27 protein-coding genes are annotated in these 21006 nt (G+C 44.2%); 20 read left to right on the top strand and 7 right to left on the bottom strand.

What is annotated here, in order from left to right; all coding sequences use genetic code 11:
- Position 1 precedes the first annotated feature (1 nt).
- The 18 genes from C6H66_RS14690 (at position 2) to C6H66_RS14605 (ending at position 12803) form a co-directional block, all read left to right on the top strand.
- The gene (locus C6H66_RS14690) at positions 2-1465 is read left to right on the top strand and encodes a DUF3383 domain-containing protein (protein ID WP_181150211.1); all 1464 of its coding nucleotides are present in this window, start codon (positions 2-4) and stop codon (positions 1463-1465) included.
- A 6-nt stretch (positions 1466-1471) separates the two neighbouring features.
- Positions 1472-1912 (top strand): phage structural protein, encoded by a 441-nt coding sequence (locus C6H66_RS14685; RefSeq protein ID WP_105395950.1) that lies wholly within the window; start codon positions 1472-1474, stop codon positions 1910-1912.
- Positions 1913-1914: 2 nt separating this feature from the next.
- On the top strand, positions 1915-2340 hold the full coding sequence (locus tag C6H66_RS14680; protein WP_105395949.1) for a phage tail assembly chaperone: 426 nt from the start codon (positions 1915-1917) through the stop codon (positions 2338-2340).
- Positions 2341-2375: 35 nt separating this feature from the next.
- On the top strand, positions 2376-2528 hold the full coding sequence (locus C6H66_RS14675) for a DUF6889 family protein (RefSeq protein ID WP_105395948.1): 153 nt from the start codon (positions 2376-2378) through the stop codon (positions 2526-2528).
- Positions 2518-4521 carry a lytic transglycosylase catalytic gene (locus C6H66_RS14670; protein WP_105395947.1) on the top strand — a complete coding sequence of 668 codons (2004 nt, stop codon included), beginning with the start codon at positions 2518-2520 and terminating at the stop codon, positions 4519-4521. The genes C6H66_RS14675 and C6H66_RS14670 overlap by 11 nt, the downstream gene beginning before the upstream one ends.
- Positions 4521-5132 carry a phage baseplate protein gene (locus tag C6H66_RS14665; protein ID WP_105395946.1) on the top strand — a complete coding sequence of 204 codons (612 nt, stop codon included), beginning with the start codon at positions 4521-4523 and terminating at the stop codon, positions 5130-5132. Before C6H66_RS14670 ends, C6H66_RS14665 begins: the two co-directional genes overlap by 1 nt.
- Positions 5132-5437, top strand: coding sequence for a phage baseplate plug family protein (locus tag C6H66_RS14660; protein ID WP_105395945.1), 306 nt, complete (start codon positions 5132-5134; stop codon positions 5435-5437). Before C6H66_RS14665 ends, C6H66_RS14660 begins: the two co-directional genes overlap by 1 nt.
- A gap of 9 nt (positions 5438-5446) precedes the next feature.
- Positions 5447-6508 (top strand): baseplate hub protein, encoded by a 1062-nt coding sequence (locus C6H66_RS14655; RefSeq protein ID WP_105395944.1) that lies wholly within the window; start codon positions 5447-5449, stop codon positions 6506-6508.
- A 5-nt stretch (positions 6509-6513) separates the two neighbouring features.
- Positions 6514-6867 (top strand): hypothetical protein, encoded by a 354-nt coding sequence (locus C6H66_RS14650; RefSeq protein WP_105395943.1) that lies wholly within the window; start codon positions 6514-6516, stop codon positions 6865-6867.
- A gap of 40 nt (positions 6868-6907) precedes the next feature.
- Positions 6908-7339, top strand: a complete 432-nt coding sequence (locus C6H66_RS14645) for a hypothetical protein (protein ID WP_105395942.1) — start codon at positions 6908-6910, stop codon at positions 7337-7339.
- Positions 7332-7664, top strand: a complete 333-nt coding sequence (locus C6H66_RS26825) for a hypothetical protein (RefSeq protein WP_242688781.1) — start codon at positions 7332-7334, stop codon at positions 7662-7664. The genes C6H66_RS14645 and C6H66_RS26825 overlap by 8 nt, the downstream gene beginning before the upstream one ends.
- Before the next feature lie 72 nt (positions 7665-7736).
- Entirely contained in the window at positions 7737-7970 is a 234-nt protein-coding gene (locus tag C6H66_RS14635; protein WP_248000681.1) for a hypothetical protein, read from the top strand.
- A 36-nt stretch (positions 7971-8006) separates the two neighbouring features.
- Positions 8007-8765, top strand: a complete 759-nt coding sequence (locus tag C6H66_RS14630; protein ID WP_105395941.1) for a phage baseplate assembly protein V — start codon at positions 8007-8009, stop codon at positions 8763-8765.
- Positions 8762-9115, top strand: a complete 354-nt coding sequence (locus C6H66_RS14625; RefSeq protein WP_105395940.1) for a contractile injection system sheath initiator — start codon at positions 8762-8764, stop codon at positions 9113-9115. The genes C6H66_RS14630 and C6H66_RS14625 overlap by 4 nt, the downstream gene beginning before the upstream one ends.
- Positions 9112-10299 carry a baseplate J/gp47 family protein gene (locus C6H66_RS14620; protein WP_181150213.1) on the top strand — a complete coding sequence of 396 codons (1188 nt, stop codon included), beginning with the start codon at positions 9112-9114 and terminating at the stop codon, positions 10297-10299. The genes C6H66_RS14625 and C6H66_RS14620 overlap by 4 nt, the downstream gene beginning before the upstream one ends.
- Positions 10300-10301: 2 nt before the next feature.
- Positions 10302-10958 carry a baseplate wedge 1 family protein gene (locus C6H66_RS14615; RefSeq protein WP_105395938.1) on the top strand — a complete coding sequence of 219 codons (657 nt, stop codon included), beginning with the start codon at positions 10302-10304 and terminating at the stop codon, positions 10956-10958.
- Between the two features lie 10 nt (positions 10959-10968).
- On the top strand, positions 10969-12177 hold the full coding sequence (locus C6H66_RS26820; protein WP_248000680.1) for a phage tail protein: 1209 nt from the start codon (positions 10969-10971) through the stop codon (positions 12175-12177).
- Positions 12177-12803: a tail fiber assembly protein gene (locus tag C6H66_RS14605; RefSeq protein WP_105395937.1), complete on the top strand. Its 627-nt coding sequence runs from the start codon at positions 12177-12179 to the stop codon at positions 12801-12803. The genes C6H66_RS26820 and C6H66_RS14605 overlap by 1 nt, the downstream gene beginning before the upstream one ends.
- A 547-nt stretch (positions 12804-13350) precedes the next feature.
- Here C6H66_RS14605 and C6H66_RS25995 read toward each other — a convergent pair.
- The 6 genes from C6H66_RS25995 to idi all read right to left on the bottom strand — a co-directional run bounded on the left by C6H66_RS25995 (position 13351) and on the right by idi (position 17040).
- A complete protein-coding gene (locus tag C6H66_RS25995; protein WP_181150210.1) occupies positions 13351-13557 on the bottom strand; it encodes a hypothetical protein in 207 nt (68 codons plus the stop codon).
- 710 nt (positions 13558-14267) lie between these two features.
- Entirely contained in the window at positions 14268-14678 is a 411-nt protein-coding gene (locus tag C6H66_RS14595) for a type II toxin-antitoxin system HicB family antitoxin (protein WP_105395962.1), read from the bottom strand.
- A gap of 53 nt (positions 14679-14731) precedes the next feature.
- Entirely contained in the window at positions 14732-14905 is a 174-nt protein-coding gene (locus tag C6H66_RS14590; RefSeq protein ID WP_011147672.1) for a type II toxin-antitoxin system HicA family toxin, read from the bottom strand.
- Between the two features lie 119 nt (positions 14906-15024).
- Positions 15025-15189, bottom strand: a complete 165-nt coding sequence (locus C6H66_RS25990) for a hypothetical protein (protein WP_181150214.1) — start codon at positions 15187-15189, stop codon at positions 15025-15027.
- A gap of 235 nt (positions 15190-15424) precedes the next feature.
- The gene (locus C6H66_RS14585; protein ID WP_105395936.1) at positions 15425-16369 is read right to left on the bottom strand and encodes an SAM-dependent methyltransferase; all 945 of its coding nucleotides are present in this window, start codon (positions 16367-16369) and stop codon (positions 15425-15427) included.
- A gap of 137 nt (positions 16370-16506) precedes the next feature.
- Complete coding sequence (gene idi / locus C6H66_RS14580; protein ID WP_105395935.1) at positions 16507-17040, bottom strand: isopentenyl-diphosphate Delta-isomerase; 534 nt, start codon at positions 17038-17040, stop codon at positions 16507-16509.
- Positions 17041-17725: 685 nt separating this feature from the next.
- On the opposite strand from idi, the gene C6H66_RS14575 reads away from it, so the two are divergent.
- Positions 17726-18529 (top strand): VirK/YbjX family protein, encoded by an 804-nt coding sequence (locus tag C6H66_RS14575; RefSeq protein WP_248000679.1) that lies wholly within the window; start codon positions 17726-17728, stop codon positions 18527-18529.
- Between the two features lie 53 nt (positions 18530-18582).
- Here the strand turns inward: C6H66_RS14575 and C6H66_RS14570 are convergent, their stop codons facing one another.
- Positions 18583-19182 carry a GNAT family N-acetyltransferase gene (locus tag C6H66_RS14570; RefSeq protein WP_036808631.1) on the bottom strand — a complete coding sequence of 200 codons (600 nt, stop codon included), beginning with the start codon at positions 19180-19182 and terminating at the stop codon, positions 18583-18585.
- 400 nt (positions 19183-19582) lie between these two features.
- On the opposite strand from C6H66_RS14570, the gene asd reads away from it, so the two are divergent.
- Complete coding sequence (gene asd, locus C6H66_RS14565; RefSeq protein ID WP_046397022.1) at positions 19583-20701, top strand: aspartate-semialdehyde dehydrogenase; 1119 nt, start codon at positions 19583-19585, stop codon at positions 20699-20701.
- The last annotated feature ends 305 nt before the right edge of the window (positions 20702-21006 follow it).

The following is a 21006-nucleotide window of genomic DNA, read 5'->3' as shown; positions in this document are numbered from 1 at the left end:
TATGCAGGGATTACCTGTTTCAAATATCGTCAATGTGACGATAAACATGGCCCCGCGTGCCGCGCAATCCCGGAACTTCGGCTCACTACTGATTGTGGGCGCAAGCAATGTGATTGATACCCATGAGCGGTTACGCCTGTATTCTGATATCGATGGTGTCGGCGCTGATTTTGGACTGACTTCACCAGAGTATCAGGCCGCGGCGCTTTATTATTCCCAGTCGCCACGCCCGGTTGATTTATATATTGGTCGGTGGGTGAAAGATCAATCGTTTGCCGCCTTAAGGGGCGCGATACTGACGAAGCAACAACAAGCTATCAGCAACTTTACGGCTATCACGGATGGTTCTTTCAAGTTAACGATTAACGGCAAAGAAGCGGTGTATAGCGGCATCGATTTCAGTAAAGAGACGAATCTGAATGGTGTGGCCCAACGGGTAGCGGAAAAGCTGAAAGATTGCGTAGTGACTTGGGATACATCCCGTTTCGTCATTTCATTGCAAGCATCGGGCACAGTGGGTTATGTCTCATCAGCAACGACAGGAACGTATATTGGCAACCTGTTAAAACTGAATCAGGGATCGGGCGCTATGGCTATCGAACCCGCCAAAGCAGAAACCATTGCCGAGGCAGTGGCGACACTGGGATCGGTGTCTAGTGGCTGGTATGGGTTGGTTATCGCTGATGACTCGCTGACGGATGATGACGTTCTCTCTGTTGCCGACTACATCGAATCCGCATCGGTATCCCGTATCTACGGACATACAGTGCAGAAAACAGATGCATCGGATACTGATGTTGATACCGATATTGGCTCAAGACTGAAAGCGGGCAACTATCAGCGCACGCTCTGGCAATATTCAACCGGTAAACCCTATACCGTGGCTTCGCTGTTTGGGCGGATGTTTACGGTCAATTTCAACGGTAATAACACCACTATAACCCTGAAATTCAAACAGGAACCGGCTGTAACCGCTGAACGCCTCACAACAACCCAGGCTAACGCCTTGAAGAAGAAAAACGGCAACGTGTTTGTTAAATACAACAACGACACGGCCATTATTCAAGAAGGGGTGATGGCGAACGGGGATTTCATTGATGAGCGCCACGGTCTGGACTGGTTACAGAACTACGTTCAGAACAACCTTTATAACCTGCTTTACACCAGCACTGGCAAGATCCCGCAGACCGATGCCGGTGTGACGCGCTTACTCACCAATGTTGAGCAGTCACTTGATCAGGCTGTTACTAACGGGCTGGTGGCCCCCGGTGTCTGGAACGGTGGACAGATTGGACAAATTCAGCCTGGTGACACGCTGACTAAAGGGTATTACGTCTATGCCCCGGCCATTGCGACACAGGCACAGGCTGACCGGGAAGCCCGCAAAGCGCCGGTTATTCAGTGCGCTATCAAACTGGCTGGTGCTGTCCACTATGCTGATGTCATTATTAATGTAAATAGGTAAGGGCTTATGGCTACATATTCATTTATGGATGTTTCAGCATCCCTAACCGGCCCGACCGGGGTTATTGATATGGGTTACGGTTCGGCGACATCCGAAGAAGGACTCACAATCACGATGACCGAAGCCAAGAACACGATGACTATCGGTGCCGATGGTGAAGGGATGCACTCGTTACATGCAGGCAAATCCGGCTCTATCACAGTGAACTTGCTGAAAACCTCACCGACGAATAAGAAACTGTCACTCGCTTACAACGCGCAATCACTGTCATCCAGTACATGGGGAAACAATGTGATTGTGATCCGCAACCATGTGTCGGGTGAAATTACCACTGCGCGGGGTTGTGCCTTTCAGAAGCAACCGGATTACACCAACGCCAAAGATGGCGGCACGGTTGCGTGGGTGTTTGACTGCATCAAGATAGACCAAGTTCTAGGGGAGTTTTAACGATGGAATTTGAAATCAATAATATTCAGTATCGCACGGCAAAACTGAGCGTGTTTGATCAACTCAAAGTATCCCGTAAGTTGCTGCCCGTTCTGGCCGGGTTAGTGTCTGATATTCGTGCCGTGCAGGCGATGGCACAAGATAGAAACATGGAGGGCGCTTTAGAGAAGGCGCTGCCTAAAATCGCCCAAGCCGTCTCTGACTTAAGCGACGAAGATTGCAATGCGATTCTTTACCCCTGCTTATCAGTTGTCTCGCGTCAGCACGGCAAAGGATGGACGCCCGTTTTTTCACAAGGGGTATTGCATTTCGATGACATTGATTTGCCAACACTATTGCAGCTAGTCGCGAGAGTAATCGGGGATTCACTGGGAAATTTTTTGCACGCACTCCCCGACAACGAGACGCCGTTCCCGCCAGCGGCTTAGTCCTCGATTGCCTGCCTGACGGGGAAGATTATCTGATGCGCCCCGTTGACGCCGGCTATATCAAATACCCCGATCTCTTAAGCGGTGCTGTTGACCTGGCGGATATCGCCCGTATGAACGACTGGTTGGATTTAAAAGCCGATAATGAGGCCCGTATAGCACGCTGGAGAGACGCAAATGAGCGGTAACGTTGACACAATTAAAGACTTCCTTATCAGTCTCGGGTTTGATGTAGACGAAAAAGGCCGGGGTAAATTTGATGCCGTATTAAAAGGTGTCACTGCTAACGTGCTAAAAGTCGGCGCAGCCGTTGAAGGGGCCGCACTCACCATTGTCGGTTTTACCACTAAAATTGCTGAGGGCTTGGATAAACTCTACTGGCAGTCACAGCGTACCGGGGCCACCGTTGCGGGTATTAAAGCGCTCGGTTACGCCGTCGCACAAATGGGGGGCAGCGCAGAAGCCGCGCAAGGTGCGCTTGAAAACATGGCGCGGTTTATGCGTAATAATCCCGGCGCGGAGGGCTGGCTTAATCGCCTTGGTGTTCAGACTCGCGACTCATCCGGTCAGATGCGTGATGCTGCGAGCATACTGGCGGGTGTCGGCCAGAAACTGAGTAGTATGCCTTACTACCGGGCTAATCAGTATGCCCAGATGCTCGGTATTGATGAAAATACCTTAATGGCTATGCGCCGTGGCTTAGCCGGTTTCACTGCCGATTATCAGATGATGTTGCAGAAAACCGGGTTCAATGCCGATAAAGCCGCGCAGCAAGCCAATAAATTCACTACCGCGCTACATGGCTTTAACGCGTTATTGGGTATCTTACGGGATAAGATTGGTTCAAATCTCGCCAACGGTTTAGCGAGTTCCTTCGACTCGTTACGTCAGAAGATACTCGATAACTTCCCAAAAATTGAAGCCACACTCACAAAGATCATCAAAGGCATCTTATGGTTTGCTGATGTCTTTAGCAGGATGGTTTATCGAGTCGTACAGGGCGTCGGGGAAATTATCGGCTGGTGGAAAGGACTGGATGAAAGCAGCAAGATGCTGATTGCCATGTTCGGTGCGATTGTTGTCGCGTGGCGTCTTCTGAACAGTGCGTTTTTAATGTCGCCCATTGGCATGATCACCGTGTTAATCGGTGCGCTTCTTCTCCTCTATGACGACTATAAAACATGGAAAGAAGGGGGTAAGAGTCTAATCGACTGGAGCAAATGGGAAAAAGATATCGACCGCGCGGTTAATGCGTTCAAAACAATAGGGAAGTGGATTAAGAAAGGCATTGACGGCATCGGCGGCTGGAAAAATGCTTTTCTGATACTCGGTGGCATCGTTGCGACAACGTGGGCCGTAAAGATGCTGGCGGGATTCGCGAAAGTGTCGGCGGCATTAACCCCCTTGCTAGCTCGCCTCGCTCCACTCTTGGGGCTGGTGGCATACGGTGGATACTTATACAGTGACTGGGACAACATCAAACAAAGTGCAGCGTCATCGTGGGACTACAACACCCGACAAATTAAAAGAGGGATTGGCGATTTTGGTCAATGGCTGGGTATAAATAATGACTGGGCGAGCAAGCACCAAGGCGGTTTACCTAATCCAATAACCGCAGATATCCCCGGCATGCCCGGTGCGCCTATGCCACCTCCCTCACCCGAATATGATGAAAGAGGATTACGTAACAACAATCCCGGTAACTTGAATTTTGCGGGACAACGAGGCGCAACAAGGGAAAACGGAGAGGGGCGTTTTGCCCGATTTGAAACGGCATTTGATGGTTTGCGAGCGCTCTCACGACAGTTAACGTTGTACGCTAAGCGTGGACTCACAACAGTCCGTGACATTATCACGAAATATGCGCCACCCGAAGAAAATGATACCGAAGGCTACATTGCGTTCCTCGCAAAGTGGCTCGGTGTTGATCCGAACGCCCAGTTAAATTTACAGGACCCGCAAATGCTGACAGCGATGATGAACGGCATCATCCATCGTGAAAACGGTCGCAATCCCTACAACAGCGAGCTCATCAATAAAGCCGCCTTTGCAGGCAGTGGCAGCGTTCAGCAAACGACCAACATTACTGTTCATGGGGCAACCGATGCGAAAGCGACGGCGAATGAAATCGCGAGTCGGCAAAATGGGGTGAATGCCCGTCTGATACAACAGGTGAGCTAATGGATATCTTATCAGCGATTTTTCAGCAACAAACCCGGTCGTTTGGCACTGAAAGCATGTTGCTTGTGCCGAGCGTCGTTATTGCTGAAAAGCACACAGACGCACTGGAAATTACCGAACATCCGGTAGAAATCGGGGCTGCGGTGAGTGACCATGCCTACAAAAAACCATCAGAAATCACAATGGAATTAGGCTTTGCGGGTGGGGGGTCATTGCTTGATTTTGTCGATACGTCAAAGATTGGCTTGAGCATGGGCTTAAGCCCGAAAGAGACCTATCAGAAAATTCTTGATCTCCAGGAGTTACGAGAACCCTTTAATGTTATTACCGGCAAGCGCACTTATGAAAACATGCTGATCAAAGCGATTGAAGTGACTACTGACCGGCATAGTGAAAACGTGCTGTTATGTACGTTGACATTACGTGAAGTGATTATTTCATCTACACAGGTTGTACAAGTGGCAGAAAAGGAATCAATGAAAACCGGGGTGAGTACGTCAGCCGTGGAGAATTCAGGTACTAAGGCCACGCAACCCGTTAACGAGTCTATTTTGTCACAGGCAAAAGGCGCTTTTATTGGTGCGTTTAAAAGCTATGTAGGGGGTGGCTGATGCAAGTCTCAGAAATTCCGCTTACAGCGAGCAATCAAATGTTTGCAATAAAGCTGGGTAATCAGAATGTGAAAATGCGTCTGATTTACCGTGATGCTGCTGGCTGGATTATGGATATTCAAAATAATGCAGGGGTTGATTTGCTGGTGGGTGCGCCGTTAATACCTGGTATTAACTTATTAGAACAATATCCTTATTTGGGGATCAACGGCATGTTAGTTATTGCCAGTGATGCAGACAGTGCGGAATACCCGACAGATACAAATCTTGGGTTATCCAGCCATTTATATTTTGTACAACAATAAGGTAAAAATATGAGTCAGAATTGGTTACGTCACTTTGAATTAATGCTATTGGATGATCACGGAAAAGGGATAGTTTTGTCAGATTTTAAAGTGACCTTTAATATCGAGTGGTTCACTATTAGTAATCCGCGCGTTGCAACGTTAAAGATTTACAATCTGTCAAAAGATACCAGCAATCGGATACTGGGTAGCGAATTTTCGAAGATAAAAGTTATTGTTGGCTATGACGGAATAACACCCACCGTTCCTGAGAGCGAAGTCGGCAAAGCCCGCACTGTTGAGCCGGGAACCACTGGACAGCGTGACGGCAAAAACTATGGTGAAATCTTTAGCGGAGATATTCGTTATACGATGACGGGTCGTGATAATCCCACTGATACGTATACGCTTATTCAGGCGTGTGACGGTAACGAAGCCTTTATTAATGCTTTCATCAATCAAACCTTAGCGGCAGGGTATACTCTGAATGATGTCTATAACCTTGCTTTACGTAGTCTGGAGCCATACGGTATTACCGCAGGGGCAAAACCCAAAATGCCGGATACTGTCTTTCCTCGCGGAAAAATGTTTTTCGAAAAGACGCGATATGTATTAGACAATATCGCGCAGCAATGTAAGGCCAAATGGCAATTTGTAGACGGTAAAGTGGAGATGCTGACGGATGAAATGGCTGTGCACAATGTCGTGGTGTTAAACAGCCGGACCGGGTTAATTGGTATGCCTCAGCAGACAATTGGGGCGGGTGTTAATGTGAAGTGCTTAATTAATCCGAATATCCGGGTAAATGGATTAATTCAGTTAGACGAAGGCTCGGTATATAGAACATCCCTACCTAATTCGGACATACAAATGTCTGGTGGGCGGTTAACCGATGAAAATGATAACGGGAACCTTTACGTCAGCGGCGTGTCTAATCCTCCAGCGAGTATAGCGACGGACGGTGTATATATCGTCAGGGGCATTATGTATACTGGTGACACGAGGGGTAATGCGTGGTATCAAGAAATGATGTGTGAGGCACGCGGGGCGGCTGATTTGTGGTCATCTTCTAATCTCAATAAAACGAATTAATTGCAATGAAATTAAATACTTTAATATTAACTATGGTTGCTCTTACGGGAGCAGTATCTACAGCAAATGCAGCATTTCAATGTTCTGGTTATCATATATCTGTAAATGATAATGATGGAATGATCCGAGTGAATGGGGAAAAGGTCACATCCCAAAAAATCGCCTTTATTAAAGAACAAGGTGATTATGCCAACACTAAAACAGACATGGGCCTTATGCCCGCCCGTGACGGCAACATGTATGGCTTTCAATTCATTAAGCGTAACGGCAAAGCGTGGCTGAACGTCCAGTTACTGCAAAACGCGATGGACGCACCGAAGATCATCGGCTCGTTTCCTTGTAAGAAAATTGCGGATTAATCAGATGTGAAACATCAGCAAGAACACACAAGAGGTCTGAATGAGTTCAGAGAAAATAGCTTTCATTTTTCCCGCCACAAAAGATGCCAGAGATAGGGAAGAACCGATCCTTAATTTTCGATGTCCAGCGTTGCCCGTTGAAACGAAAATCATTATTGCTGCCGCTTTTGTTGGGCTTCACCAATCTAAAGACTATCTAATTTCTATCGATATTACTGACAGCAACGGCACAACAATTCTACATGGTCGGACAGAAGATATACCCGCAAAGGTATCAGTAACCGCTAATGATCCCGATGCAGAACCAACAGACGTGCCGGGTTTTTTGAGCGCTTCGGTTTCGATTAGGGTGATAAATGCTGGGATTTATGTAATAAAATGTTCTATAGCTCGCGCTGATACGCCTGACGGGACTATTCATAAATCAGAAGCCTACTTTAGAATGGTTTCATCGGAGGCGCACAATGGGTAGTGAAAATTCTGTCATTGATGGCATGCGATTTTCTGATGGCCGGTGGTCATATACCGATACGCCACCAAGTAGACATTCACTTGATAATGGTTCATCATTCAAACAGGGTAGCGGAGATGGTGGAGGTGGAGATATGTTGGAAGCTCGTGTAGCTCGTCTCGAATCAGACGTTGAGCATATCAAAAAATCTATAGACGAAGTAAAAACTGACGTACGAGAAATGAGAAAAGACGCACGTTCAGACTTCCGCTTGTTATTTGGTGCGATAATTGCCGTGGCTCTTGGATTAGCTGGTTTAATGGCTAAAGGATTTCACTGGATTTAATTTAACAATCCTATTATTTACTAAACCGCTTAACTGCGGTTTTTTTTATTGCGAGGTCCCCCATTGGTTAAGTTGACAAAGCAAGAAATAAGACAGATTGGTGCCGATTATATCAGTTGTGATGCCTCAAATAATTTTCCATCCGAAGTTTCCTATTTAATGAAAAAGCATAAAGTCCCTAGGAACGCGATACGTATTGATGCGCGTCATCCTTGTGGGGAAGATTGCATTTTTATAAAAAAAGACGGAGTGGAATTTTGGGGTGGTTACATTGATGATCAGTTTTATGAAGAAATGAATTCATAACCCGCTTCGGCAGTTTTTTTTTATGGAGTTTTCACAATGCCCGTATCAACAGAATCCAGAACCGGCGATTTATCCGAAACCCTGAAAGCGATAAATCATTCTCTCTCTTCTCAGCTTAGAGTAGCGATACCCGGCATTATTCAATCCTTTAATGCTGAGGCGGTAACGTGTGTTGTTCAGCCTGCAATTAAAAGCGGTATTGCTGATTCTAAGGGGGAAACTACATCGGTATCCTTGCCGTTGCTGGTGGATGTGCCGGTTATCTTCCCAAGGGGTGGTGGTGTGACGTTAACCTTCCCGGTGAGAGCCGGTGATGAATGCCTGGTGGTATTTGCTGATCGCTGCATTGATTTCTGGTGGCAATCTGGCGGGGTACAAGAATCGGCAGATGACCGACAGCACAGCTTATCTGATGCTTTTGCTATTGTCGGTCCACAATCTCAGTCAAAGAGAATATCAGGTATCAGCACTCACACCGCGCAACTGAGAAGTGATGACGGCGCAGCATATATCGAACTTGATCCCGGCAGTCATAACATCACGGTTATCACACCGGCAAAACTTATCGCGACTGCAAAAGGTGGTACCGAAATCACTTCACCTGAAATCATCCTGAATGGCAACGTCACCATTAACGGCAACTTATCACAGGGCATGGGCGCTGGTGGCGGAACGGCAACGATGCAAGGCCCTGTCACCGTGAATAATGATGTGACAGCCGGTGGCGTAAGCCTTAAAAATCATGTTCATAGTGGCGTGCAATCAGGTGGCAGCAAGACAGGAGGTCCCCAGTGAGATATCGACGTGATGATCCTGATGGTGATTACAGTTTCGGCCAGGGGGATAATACTTTCCTGACGAATTCCCCCGAAGCTGTAGCCCAAGCAGTAAAAACCCGGCTTGCTTTGTGGCGTGGTGACTGGTTTCTGGATATGAAAGAGGGCACCCCTTACGTACAGTCTGTTTTGGGAAAGCGGCGATCTGATGTTTATATTCTTGCTGTTCGTGACCGGATATTAAAGACCAAGGGTGTTAAGTCAATTCTTTCATTTGATACACGCAATGACGGCACGACACGCCGCCTCACCTTCACCGCCACTATCGATACGCTTTACGGCCAAATAACGGTAACAAGCGAGGCATAATGTTAAATCTTGACACTTTGGGGCTGGCCGCAACTGTGACAGCTTCGGGCATCAGTGCGCCTGATTACCAGACCATTCTGAATAAACTCACTGAGTTTGCCCGTCAAATCTATGGCACTGATGCTTATTTGGAACCCGATAGTAAAGACGGACAGATGCTAGCAATTTATGCGCTAGCGATACATGACGCGAATAATGCTGTGATGGCTGCTTACAACTCGTTCAGTCCAGCATCCGCAACCGGTGCCGCATTGTCTAACAATGTAAGGATCAACGGGATAACCCGGCATAAATCCACATATTCAACAGTTGACGTTAAGTTAGTCGGCACAGTCGGCACTGTTGTGAAAAACGGTATCGTGCGAGATATCAACGGCTATAGCTGGAGTTTACCAAGTACCGTATCTATTGGGATACACGGCTTTGTTATCGCTACCGCTACATGCCAGACTAAAGGCAATGTCACTGCGTTAATTGGAGATGTTTCGATTATCGGCACGCCAACGCAGGGCTGGCAAAGTGTGATAAATCCTTCAGCCGCTACGCCCGGACAGCCGATTGAGTCGGATACAGCATTGCGTGAACGGCAACGGAAATCTGTTGCTCTACCGTCTCGGACAGTGTTAGACGGGATACAAGGAGCAATCAGTTTAATCCCGGGCGTTGTTCGTCGGCGAGGGTTTGAGAATGATACTAATGTCACTGACAACAACGGCATTCCGCCTCATTCTATAGCAATGATTGTGGACGGTGGTGACGCTAAGTTAATCGCCCAAACCATCGAAACCAAAAAAGGACCGGGAGCGGGTACATTTGGCGATACTGAAATTAAGGTAGCGGATAGTTATGGCATTCTGCATCCGATTCATTTTTCACGACCTAAAGACGTTCCTGTCTTCGTTGAAATAACTTTGACGGCATTTGAGGGATATACAACATTAGTCGGTGATAGAATCCGGGCCGCAATTGCAAGTTATATCGACGCTCAGTTAATTGGTGATAACGTTTATTTAAGTCGTTTATTTTCTCCCGCTAATTTACGTGATGAAGAGGGTTTAACTTATGATATTTTCGAAATACAAATCGGCAGATCCGAAGATGATGTATCACCGAGCAATTTAATTGTGACATTTGATGAAGCGGTTACATGTAAGCCAGAGCATATTAAGCTAATCGCGAGGTGACAATGAGAGATTATTTATCACTTATTACCCCTCAGCACAGAACGGCAAATAAATTTGTTACCCACATCGATTTAATTACCCGGCCACTGTCTAATATTGCTACTGTTGCAGGTTTTTTGAATACCCAATTCTCAATTGATGAGGCGGTTGGGGTTCAGTTAGATGCGGTGGGTGAATGGATCGGGCTTTCACGTTATGTCAAAACACCTATCGTTGGCGTGTATTTCGCACTTGATACAGAAGGGGTTGGATTAGATGAAGGAAGCTGGAAGCGACAATATGATTCTGATTCCGGCTTTACTGAACTGGATGATGAAACTTACCGAACTATATTGCGTTCTAAAATAAGAGCCAATCACTGGGATGGTACAAATGAAATGCTTGCGGAGATTTATCAGGGAGTTATTCCCGATGAGTCAGTATTAATATTCTTCGTCGATAACCAAGATATGAGCATGGATGTTTATGTTACAGGCGGAGTTGTGCCAGAAGTTGTCAAAGCAGTCATTCAGCAGGGGTATTTAAATATTAAACCGGGCGCGGTAAGGGTTAATAATTATACCAACTCAGAAAACAGAGGGGTTATTTTTGGTTTCGATTCAGATAGTAAATATATCGCCGGATTTGATACTGGCGGTTGGCCCATTCTATTAAATTAAGAGTAAATAAATGGCTAAGAATGAATTTTTAACTTTCGGCATAGCTGAGGGTGCTAATGTATTATCAAATGAAGAATACGCAGCATTAGCAGCGCGTGTTAACGGATTTAGCGCCGGTGTTGCTAAATCTCGTGAATTAAATAAAGCGTGGCGTCAGTCATCTATTATTACGCATATTCTTGCTGATTTTATCGCAAAGGAATCGGGTAATGATGTTCTGGACAATGGAAATATCGACGCACTGAAAAGTAATTTGGCATTAGCAATTAAAAATGCATTGCCGGAAGTGCGGGATGCCACTATCTCAGAAAAAGGCATCACCCAACTCACAGACAAAACAGGTAACAGTAATACCCTTGCAGCCACTCAGAAGTTAGTTACTGATGTGAATAATAATGCCAACACCAAGCTCGCCAAATCCCAAAACGGTGCCGACATCCCTAACAAAAGTGAGTTTGTGAAAAACCTCGGGTTGGTGGAAACGGTGGAGAGGGCGAATAATGCGGTACCGAACAGCCGGAAAATTAACGGCAAGGCGTTGACCGGGGATGTCAGTTTGAATGCGGGGGATGTGGGGGCTTTTCCGGGAGTGACTTATTTTGAGAGTATCCCGACACGTAGTTATGTTGGGGCTTGGGGCGGGTCCGGGAACGCAGGATGGACGAAAGGTATTAACATCGGTGTGGTGGGTGGTGATGTCGGACAAATATATATATCACCGGAGGGTGAGTTATACGCATATTTCTTGAACACCAATGGAAGTGTAAATGGCGGTATTGTTAATGTCCCAGTCGGCGTTCCTATTCCATATCCATCCCGTTATACACCCGCAGGTTATTTTACGTGCAACGGTCAAACATTTGACAAATCTCGCTACCCAAAGTTAGCAGAAGCTTATCCTGCCGGTAGAGTACCTGATTTAAGAGGCGAGTTTATCCGTGGTTGGGATGATAGCCGTGGTGTCGATCCGGGGCGGGTGTGCGGAACCTGGCAAGGAGACGCAATCAGAAATATTACGGGCGATTTTGGTAATCCAACAACAGAAAATGGCAGCGACGCATCCGGTGCATTCAGTTACACATATCGACCTGGCGGCAGAGCGCAAGGCGCAGGAGGCGGCTCTGTATCGTTTACATTTGATGCATCTCGTGTCGTCCCCACAGCTAATGAAAATAGACCCCGCAACGTCGCATTCAATTACATAGTGAGAGCAGCATAATGACAGAACAGAAATACTCTTTAGAACATGAAACAGCCGTGCTAGGTAAAGACGGGTTAGCGATTCAAGCGGGCTGGATTAAGGTTTATCACTCTAATCAGATAACGAGAGAATTCACAAACTCTGATATTGAGTATGTGATGCTTGGCGTCAGTTTGTCAGCAGGCGCTTATCCTGACGCGCCAGAGCTACCTAAATCTCACGATGTGGCTGTGTGTCGTAGTGTAGACGGCAAGTGCTGGGAAATCCTCCCGGACTATCGCGGAAAAATCGCTTACGACACGCTGACTCGTGACCCGATTGAGATATCTGAAATTGGGGAATTGCCGAATACGCTGACATTCAAGAAACCACCGACTGATTTTGATAAATGGGATGGCACACAATGGGTAGTTGATAAAGACTTACTCAAAGCTCATCAAATCAACGAAGCAAAACAGAAACAAGCAACACTGTTACAGCAAGCAAATTACACAATCTCATTACTGCAAGATTCTGTTGACTTAGAGATGGCTACAGATGAAACACGCGAGTCTCTTCTTGAGTGGAGAAAATACAGAGTGCTACTGACTCATACAGATGTGAGTCAAGCGCCTGATGTGAAGTGGCCGGAAGTGCCGAAGTAACGAACAAAGAATTACCGCAAGACAGCTTGAAACTGTGTTGTGGTAATGCTTAGTTATGAGACGTAAAAGGGACGTGAAAGTTTTCATGCGTATTCGATGTTTTTCTAACTTTTGCGAAATAGTACGTTGTGAGCCGCGGTTTTCGCTGTATCTAGTTGTTTTAAAACGTAGTTCTATGCTCTCATAATCGCTTGGTCACTGGTTCAAGTCCAGTAGGGGCCACCAGATTTTAGCTGTGAAAACAGATAGATAGACCACTCAAGCAAGAGTGGTTTTTTTATGTCTTTTAGCCAGTGCCCCCTTTTTGTCCCCTGAGAAAATTTTTATGTCCCTGTTGTACCATTGTTCATACACAAGGAAGATTATTTTTTGACCGAACGAACCAAACGCGAAAAAAATTTTCTGCCAATGAAAATATATTTACTTAACTTAGTCGATTTCAATTTTCTAATAGCCACGAGACCACGCTAGTACTGTGTTTTGCAATTTCCTTCGGCTTATCTTCGTGATCTTACTTCTTACGTAAAATAGAAATATTCCATTACTATCATTGAATTAACCTTTCTGCTGTGCTCCTTCCTAAATCTACAAACTGAAATTTCCTAAAAATCTTTTCAATCATTTCAGTTTGTGATTTCTCCCACTCCGCCAGTGCTGGCGCGGTTTGGCAGTTTGCCTTGTAGGATTTTAAAACTGAAAAAATTTTTTGACCCAAAGCGTGCAGGCGGGTGCGGTGTAGCGCCGTTTTCGCCATAAGTTCACTTATTTCGTCATAAGCGCAGTGAGACAAACCGCCACCAGGGTGTTTATTTGATTCTTGAGTCAGATAATACAATCGGTTAAAGTATCGCTGCCATCGGCAAAATCCGATGGTCAGGGGGTCGCAGCCTTGAACGAACATCCCACTGGTAAGGTTGTTTTCTTACCAGTGTGCCTGTTATCGCTTTTTCTATGGCGGTTCAGGCAGGGGAGGCTATGCCTCGCCGGATTGGATGTTCTCCGGTACTACCCCTGCTGAGATATGGCCTAGCCGGTATTTTGACGAAAATAAGCAGCCTATCAAACGAACCGTCCGAAATGATTTACCAAACAATTCTGATATCACATAAGTTATTTCTATATCCAAAAAAGTAACGACAACTTTTAAATCACTAAGCTAATATAACACGCTGAATTATCAGTTTTTTATTACACTTATTACCCATTCCTTTAATATCAGAATTGTATTCAAGCTCTATGAAAGTATAAAAAAGCCCGCATGTTGCGGGCGAGATAATTGTATTTCAGACCATCAGAACACGAACCCGTAGCGTTGATTGATACCGCATTATTAACCTAGTACGCACATTATTAACCTGGTACGTATTGGTTTGATTGATAACAGTGCTGTGTGCATCTGGTTGCAGTTTATTAGGATATAAAAAAGGCCACGTATTAACGCAGCCTGTTAATTAATGGTGATTTTCATTCAATGGACAAAGTTAACTGATGTCCGATAGCCGATGCGACCTTACCCACCGTATCAATTTTAGTTGAGTGCCGTAAATCAAAGATACGGGTCACTTCCTGCTTTTTCACCCCCATACGGTTGGCTAATTCAATTTGCGTTAATTTGGAATCAAGAAACGCATTGAGCATAAGCACCTTAGAGGCCACGCTTAAGGGCACATCAACATAATCCTGTCCTACGGGGCCAGGAAGCGGGATTTTTTCATTATCTTCGAAGTAAAATTCAAAGGCAGTTATTAGCGCATCGAGTGCCATCTCTAGCGCCTCTTCCCGTGTATCCCCCTGGGTTAAAGCTTCGGGGATATCCGGGAACGAGACGAAATAACCGCCCTCTTCGACTAGCTCTAGTGTGACTGGATATCGCATATTTTTAATGGTGAACTTGTGCGAGAACCCGCCCCTTGAGAGGCGGGTTTTTATCACAATCCTAATTGCTTAATGATTGCTTTCCTCAGCGGCTCTTTGATCTCTTGGCTAGGGTGCCTCGGCATAATGCTTCGTTTCCCCTGATATCTCAGTTTCAGATGGTTTGTCCCATTTGAAACTTCGACGCCTTGAGCTTCCAGCCACCGTCTAAACTCGCTTTGCTTCACCACTCCTCCATTCTGTTGAACATATAAACACAGTAAACATTTATGCTTACCATGTCAACATTTTTGTTTACTATATAGAAAAGGTAAAAATAAACCTTACCGAAGAGAAGCCAATCAATCTAGCCAATCACAGGAGAATACTTCTGTTTCAGCTCATCCGATTTATAAGCCGTGTTCCTTATCGCGCTGGCGTTCTTCGGCGTACCTGTGTTGTGGTGCGTATAGGCGGCAGTCTGTTCCGCCAGTACTTTAACCACATCCAGCATCTCTAACATCAAGGTCATGACACTGATTCACTGGCTTCCTACCCAAACCACAGGTGTATAAGGCCCAAAAACCGAAATTTATTGGAAATTTTTCAGTTGGAGATTTCTATCGCGCCATCAATGCTGGCGCGATCTAATCAAGCTACTCCGTAAAAAAGGGGCCATAGATTTTATTTCTAACCGTCAGTGACAACAAAACAGCAACAAAGGTTTTAGCAGCCCCACTCTTCAACTAAGAAAACAAAGCTACTTGCTATGGTTTTTGTGCGATAACGCTATAAACCGACACATAGTTTTTCACCAGCGCGATCGAAAAATTTTCAGCCATCACACGCAGCTCCTCCAAAGTACCACTCACACCTTCAGGAAAGTTCCGTTCGATGTTAGCCTTGATATCCAGAAACCAATGCGCTGTATCAATATTGGACGGCAACACCCTCATATCCTTGATAAGGAAACCACTTCTCTCCAGCACTTGTCTGAAATAGGCAGGTGTTTTACGATTACGACAGGCAAGGCGATCGATGATGTCGGGAATATCCGATTTATAGCTATCCAGTTCCACATTATAGAGGTTGTCAGAAATAATTACCCGACCACCAACCCGCACACGTTTGAACAGCGCGTTCATGGCCTTCTCATACAATGAGTTAGGAAAATGTGAAATAACACCACGGATAATCACCAGGTCATAAAGTTCCTGTGGATCAGGCAACAGATCAATATCCTGCGCATTACACAGGTACAGATTAATACGTTCAGCCAATCCATGTTCTGCATGAAACTTGGCACAATACCTCAACTGTTGATCGCTGATATTTACTCCATCCAAGCACGCGCATTCAGGAAAATATTCAGCCAAATATTTCAGGATATAACCCCAGCCACAACCGATATCCAGTATTCGCCGAACTGCTGGCCTCTCGATCCTTGCCTCTAAACCAGCTAACAGCAGTTGACGATCAAAATAACGAATACCTGCTTCACCCAACGAAATAGGTGGCCTTGAGGCAGGATCATCGTAAACACCAGACTGGAATAACAGCGTATCACCAATCGCTTTACGCCAACGTTCAGGATCTTCGCAATAAGCCTGTACCACTTTGTTTTCGTAGTCGTTGGTGTTTTCCCCCCGAATGATGTGATAAGGCGGAGCAGACTCAACATCCGTGTACAACACATTATTAAAGTTACTCATGAGGTTTTCCTTATTAAATGGTTTTAAATGGGTGCCGCAACCTTATTTGTCAGGATTTGCGGCGTATTGGTAAATTTTAATTAGATATTCATATCTAATTAATTCAATGTCGTGATTACCGATAAATTACATTACTATCAGATCAGTCTTTGCCACTCCTCAATATCTTGATACGAAAGGCCATCAATGATTTTTTTAAACCACACCGTATATACATCAGGAGCATTATTAATTAGCTCCCTCAATTTCAGTGGATTAACCCATTTGTAATCGGACACCTCATCAGGATTAATTATCGGTTCTTTATCAAAACGCCCAATAAAAACATGATCATATTCATACTCAATCAAATCATTAGGCAGTATCGCGTGATAAATAAATGACGAAACCTTTTTCAATGGACAGTCAAAACCCATCTCTTCACCAAGACGCCGGCGCGCAGCGGCTTCCAGAGCCTCACCAACCCTAGGATGACCACAGCAGCTATTAGTCCAAAGTCCGGCTGAATGATATTTGGTTGCTGCTCGCTTCTGTAGGAGTAAATTTCCTTTATTATCAAAGATAAAGATAGAAAAGGCACGATGTAATATCCCCTTCTGGTGAATATCAGCTTTTCCCGCTGAACCAATGGGATTGTCATATTTATCAACAAGAACAAGTATTTCATCCATTATTAATAGCCTTTGTGTGTATTGAATAACATAGAATCACAAACTTTAATTAACAATAAAACATAATCCATATTCTGCAAGTACCAAATTAAATTTATAAGAATAAGAAATTCATCATAAAAATATGACACGCATCATAAAATAAAAATATTTCATCCATTCCATTTTGATATTAATTAAAAAAACAGATTAATATAATAATTATTAATATTTTAATTAAACGGATTCAAAAAAGAATATATCCAATATTAATCATTTATCACCAATACTCACCTGCTAAATTTGTTACAGCTCATGACACCAAAGTCATAGCCGCTTCTCTCATTTTTTTAGATGTGCTTTTACAACAGAAAACATCACAGAAAACTCAACGAATAATAAACAAACAAGAAAAAATCTCCTCAATAACTAAACATTCATTAAACAACTGTTGATTTTTTATCTTAAAAAAACAAAAATAAACATCCGTTGAAGTTTTGTTTAATACTAGGGGAGTATACTCAACACTTGCAATTCATCTTTCCTCCCGTATTTTTAGAACTAGATAAAGAAATGGAATATATGTATCAACCTGCCAGTTCAGGAATTCGACTGTTCACAGATTTAGTCGGAAAAAAAAATCAGCCCGAGTCCCCATTGGTATTCTGCACAGAATCGCACTAAATTTGCTTTACGTAGCGCCCTGATGCCAATATCGACGTTAAAACTATTAAACCAGATAGTTAATACACCGTTTTATCTGGATATTTTGAAGAAACAACCTTGTTTACCTTCTAAACTGCATCGCCCCTATCTGAGCATTAACTTCAACAGAGGGCAGACATTACGCGCAATAAATGAACATTACCAACTGTTATTTACTGGGCTAAACCAGTCTATTGTTAATAAAATATTTCGTTCCAATGCATATCCATTAGCGGTTATCAATGGTAAGAGTGGAACTTATACTATTTTTTTAGATTCTATGGACTGTTTTAATAAAGAAGGTGAGCTTACTCTATTTATTGCAACAGAAGATAATAAAACTTTGGCGAGATGTGCTTTCACATTACTCACTATTGCCGGTAAAAAAACACTGTTCATCGGTGGGCTGCAAGGCTCCAAAGGCGATGCAACCCTTGACATTATCCGCGATGCAACGAAAGATTGTTATGGATTATTTCCAAAACGCTTACTGATTGAATCTATTTGCCGCTTTGCTGCCCACTTTAAATGTCAGCAAATTCTGGCAGCCAGCAACGATACCCATATCTATAAAAGCCTACGCTATTGGCATAAAAAGAAAGATAAATTAGTCGCTGATTACGATTCTTTCTGGGAATCACTGGGTGGAGCAAAGGTAAAAAATAAAGATTTCCACCTGCCATTATCTATTGAAAGAAAACCTCTTGAAGATATAGCCAGTAAAAAGCGGGCGGAATATCGTCGCCGTTATCAATTACTAGATGAACTGGACAATGGCATGCTGCATTCCCTACTTTCAAATTAAATCAGATATCAGGCCGCTCCCTTTCACAGGACGGCCTAATTTTGCGATGACTCTTACCTCGGTTTAACCATCTGCCATTCAAGATGCATTTTAACCGCAGGCCATTCACAACTGATAATACTGTAAACACAAGTATCCCTGATACTGCCATCTTTAGATACAGCATGACTACGCAAAATCCCATCAAGTTTTGCGCCCAGTCGCTCTATCGCCTTCCGACTCTGATGATTAAAAAAATGAGTGCGAAACTCCACTGCGATACATCCCAGTTCTTCAAAAGCGTATTTCAATAAGAGATATTTTGCTTCCGTATTAATATGTGTCCGCTGAACAGAACGTGCATACCAGGTATAACCGATTTCCAACCGGCGGGCACCAGAATCAATATTCATATACGTGGTCATTCCAACCGCTTTACCTGTTCGATGATCAACAATAGCAAAAGGCAGCATAGTACCTTTTTCATGTAGCAATAAATGGCGTTCAATCTCGTTACCTAGCTCAGCTGGCGAAGGGACACTGGTGTACCACAATTTATGCAGTTCACCCTCTTCGATTGCCTGTAAAAACTCATCATGCCGTTGGTGTGTCAGAGGTTCTAAAGTCACCCCTTTTCCCGCCAAAGTTACCCATTCAATCATCTGTTTTTTCATAATAACCACCGAGTTATAAATTAAATCAGAATAGAGGAGTTCACCCTATTCCGGAGTCAAAACCGGAATTAAGTTAATATATGGAAAATCAATTCCCTATTAAAGCAAAACCCGTACTTTTAATATCTCAAGTGGCTCTCACATTATTCAGAAAAAAATACTAAAACTGGGTAAACAAATCGCCTTGCCAAATCAGTTATATTCTCCTCTGGTAAGAGCATAAAAGCCATGCTACGGATTATCCGGTAAAGTGAGCGACTGAAATCGATTATGGCCCATATTATTGTTGAGAAAATTTATCCACAAATTATCAATGCTCGGTAATCTTTAATGACATTACCCCATCGCCGATGTATAACAAACGATTAACAATGCTACAACTTAATACAGGTAAGATATGATAAAAAAAGTCGGTTTAATTGGCTGGCGGGGAATGGTGGGCTCTGTTTTGTTACAACGCATGCTGGAAGAAAACGATTTTCAAGGCATTGCTCCTCACTTTTATAGTACATCGAATGCTGGCTCCTCCGGTCCTACCATTGATGGCATTACTTATCAACTCAAAGACGCCAATGCAATCAACGCATTGACGGAAATGGACATAATTATTACCTGTCAAGGCAGCGATTATACTAAGGCAATTTATCCTGCTCTCAAGGCCAGTGGTTGGAAAGGCTATTGGGTTGATGCTGCCTCGGCACTACGTATGGATAAAGACTCCTGCATCATTCTCGATCCAGTCAACCGTAGCCAAATCGATTATGAAGTTAGCAAAGGCACCAAACTTTTCGTCGGTGGAAACTGTTCTATTACACTGAGCCTTATGGGACTAGCCGGTCTCATAAAAGCTGATTTAATCGAATGGATGAGCTTGATGACCTACCAATCCGCTTCTGGTGCGGGGGCCAAGTATGTACGTGAACTGATAGCACAAAATTCACACATCAACCAATACTTGAGCACAGACGATCTAGCCGATAAAGGCTCAATATTACCTCTGGTAAAAAAAGTTACCAATCTGATCAGCAGCCCAGAATTACCAACACAAGCTTTCGGTGTGCCTCTAATAGGTAACATTATTCCTTGGATTGACAGCGACCTCGGTGACGGCAATAGTCGTGAAGAATGGAAAGGAGAAGTGGAAACCAATAAGCTCCTAGGCCACCAGCCCGGCACTATTAAGGTCAACGGTCTGTGTGTTCGCGTCGGTGTAATTCGCTGTCATAGCGCAGCTATCACCATGAAGCTGAAACGCGATGTCAGCGAAACCGAATTTGTTGAACTAGTGCAAAATGCGCATCCGTGGGTGAGCTATGTGCCCAACAACAAAGAAGAGAGCATAAGCAAACTGACCCCAGCCGCTATCAGCGGTTCTTTGCGTGTAGGTGTCGGTCGCTATAAGAAAATGTCACTTAACGATGAGCCGATTTATTCAGTCCTCACTGTCGGCGATCAACTACTGTGGGGTGCAGCCGAACCGTTGCGCCGTATGTTAAATATTCTGCTCAACCGAGCATAATCAATAGATAAAAATCAGAACGATGAATTAACGTTTGAGCCATTTCATCGTCTGTTTTTTTACTTTCTGTTTGACTACCTGTCTAATGCCCTCCTGATTTACAGCGCGTTCTGTCTCGGCGCGTTGTAGGTCAACCCCAAGAAAAACCCGATTTTAAGCATTTAACTAACCCCATGAAAGAACCTGATTTCATGACCTTCATCACATTCATTTAACATTTTTTTCCCAATTAACCTTATTCCATCTAAATTTGAACCATTACTCATCCGACCACCTGGAGTTTTGTCCCGTGGTTTAGGACATAA

The sequence above is a fragment of the Photorhabdus hindustanensis genome, from assembly GCF_002968995.1.
Lineage (GTDB): Bacteria > Pseudomonadota > Gammaproteobacteria > Enterobacterales > Enterobacteriaceae > Photorhabdus > Photorhabdus akhurstii.
The sequence above is the reverse complement of the archived record's forward strand: the minus strand, read 5'-3'. Positions and strand labels throughout refer to the sequence as shown.

What these genes read in the sequence shown, in the direction of transcription:
- C6H66_RS14690 (WP_181150211.1), top strand. Translation starts at nt 2, where the DNA reads ATGCAGGGATTACCTGTTTCAAATATCGTCAATGTGACGATAAACATG.
- C6H66_RS14685 (WP_105395950.1), top strand. Translation starts at nt 1,472, where the DNA reads ATGGCTACATATTCATTTATGGATGTTTCAGCATCCCTAACCGGCCCG.
- C6H66_RS14680 (WP_105395949.1), top strand. Translation starts at nt 1,915, where the DNA reads ATGGAATTTGAAATCAATAATATTCAGTATCGCACGGCAAAACTGAGC.
- C6H66_RS14675 (WP_105395948.1), top strand. Translation starts at nt 2,376, where the DNA reads ATGCGCCCCGTTGACGCCGGCTATATCAAATACCCCGATCTCTTAAGC.
- C6H66_RS14670 (WP_105395947.1), top strand. Translation starts at nt 2,518, where the DNA reads ATGAGCGGTAACGTTGACACAATTAAAGACTTCCTTATCAGTCTCGGG.
- C6H66_RS14665 (WP_105395946.1), top strand. Translation starts at nt 4,521, where the DNA reads ATGGATATCTTATCAGCGATTTTTCAGCAACAAACCCGGTCGTTTGGC.
- C6H66_RS14660 (WP_105395945.1), top strand. Translation starts at nt 5,132, where the DNA reads ATGCAAGTCTCAGAAATTCCGCTTACAGCGAGCAATCAAATGTTTGCA.
- C6H66_RS14655 (WP_105395944.1), top strand. Translation starts at nt 5,447, where the DNA reads ATGAGTCAGAATTGGTTACGTCACTTTGAATTAATGCTATTGGATGAT.
- C6H66_RS14650 (WP_105395943.1), top strand. Translation starts at nt 6,514, where the DNA reads ATGAAATTAAATACTTTAATATTAACTATGGTTGCTCTTACGGGAGCA.
- C6H66_RS14645 (WP_105395942.1), top strand. Translation starts at nt 6,908, where the DNA reads ATGAGTTCAGAGAAAATAGCTTTCATTTTTCCCGCCACAAAAGATGCC.
- C6H66_RS26825 (WP_242688781.1), top strand. Translation starts at nt 7,332, where the DNA reads ATGGGTAGTGAAAATTCTGTCATTGATGGCATGCGATTTTCTGATGGC.
- C6H66_RS14630 (WP_105395941.1), top strand. Translation starts at nt 8,007, where the DNA reads ATGCCCGTATCAACAGAATCCAGAACCGGCGATTTATCCGAAACCCTG.
- C6H66_RS14615 (WP_105395938.1), top strand. Translation starts at nt 10,302, where the DNA reads ATGAGAGATTATTTATCACTTATTACCCCTCAGCACAGAACGGCAAAT.
- C6H66_RS26820 (WP_248000680.1), top strand. Translation starts at nt 10,969, where the DNA reads ATGGCTAAGAATGAATTTTTAACTTTCGGCATAGCTGAGGGTGCTAAT.
- C6H66_RS14605 (WP_105395937.1), top strand. Translation starts at nt 12,177, where the DNA reads ATGACAGAACAGAAATACTCTTTAGAACATGAAACAGCCGTGCTAGGT.
- C6H66_RS25995 (WP_181150210.1), bottom strand. Translation starts at nt 13,557, where the DNA reads ATGGCGAAAACGGCGCTACACCGCACCCGCCTGCACGCTTTGGGTCAA.
- C6H66_RS14595 (WP_105395962.1), bottom strand. Translation starts at nt 14,678, where the DNA reads ATGCGATATCCAGTCACACTAGAGCTAGTCGAAGAGGGCGGTTATTTC.
- C6H66_RS25990 (WP_181150214.1), bottom strand. Translation starts at nt 15,189, where the DNA reads ATGACCTTGATGTTAGAGATGCTGGATGTGGTTAAAGTACTGGCGGAA.
- C6H66_RS14585 (WP_105395936.1), bottom strand. Translation starts at nt 16,369, where the DNA reads ATGAGTAACTTTAATAATGTGTTGTACACGGATGTTGAGTCTGCTCCG.
- idi (WP_105395935.1), bottom strand. Translation starts at nt 17,040, where the DNA reads ATGGATGAAATACTTGTTCTTGTTGATAAATATGACAATCCCATTGGT.
- C6H66_RS14575 (WP_248000679.1), top strand. Translation starts at nt 17,726, where the DNA reads ATGCCAATATCGACGTTAAAACTATTAAACCAGATAGTTAATACACCG.
- C6H66_RS14570 (WP_036808631.1), bottom strand. Translation starts at nt 19,182, where the DNA reads ATGAAAAAACAGATGATTGAATGGGTAACTTTGGCGGGAAAAGGGGTG.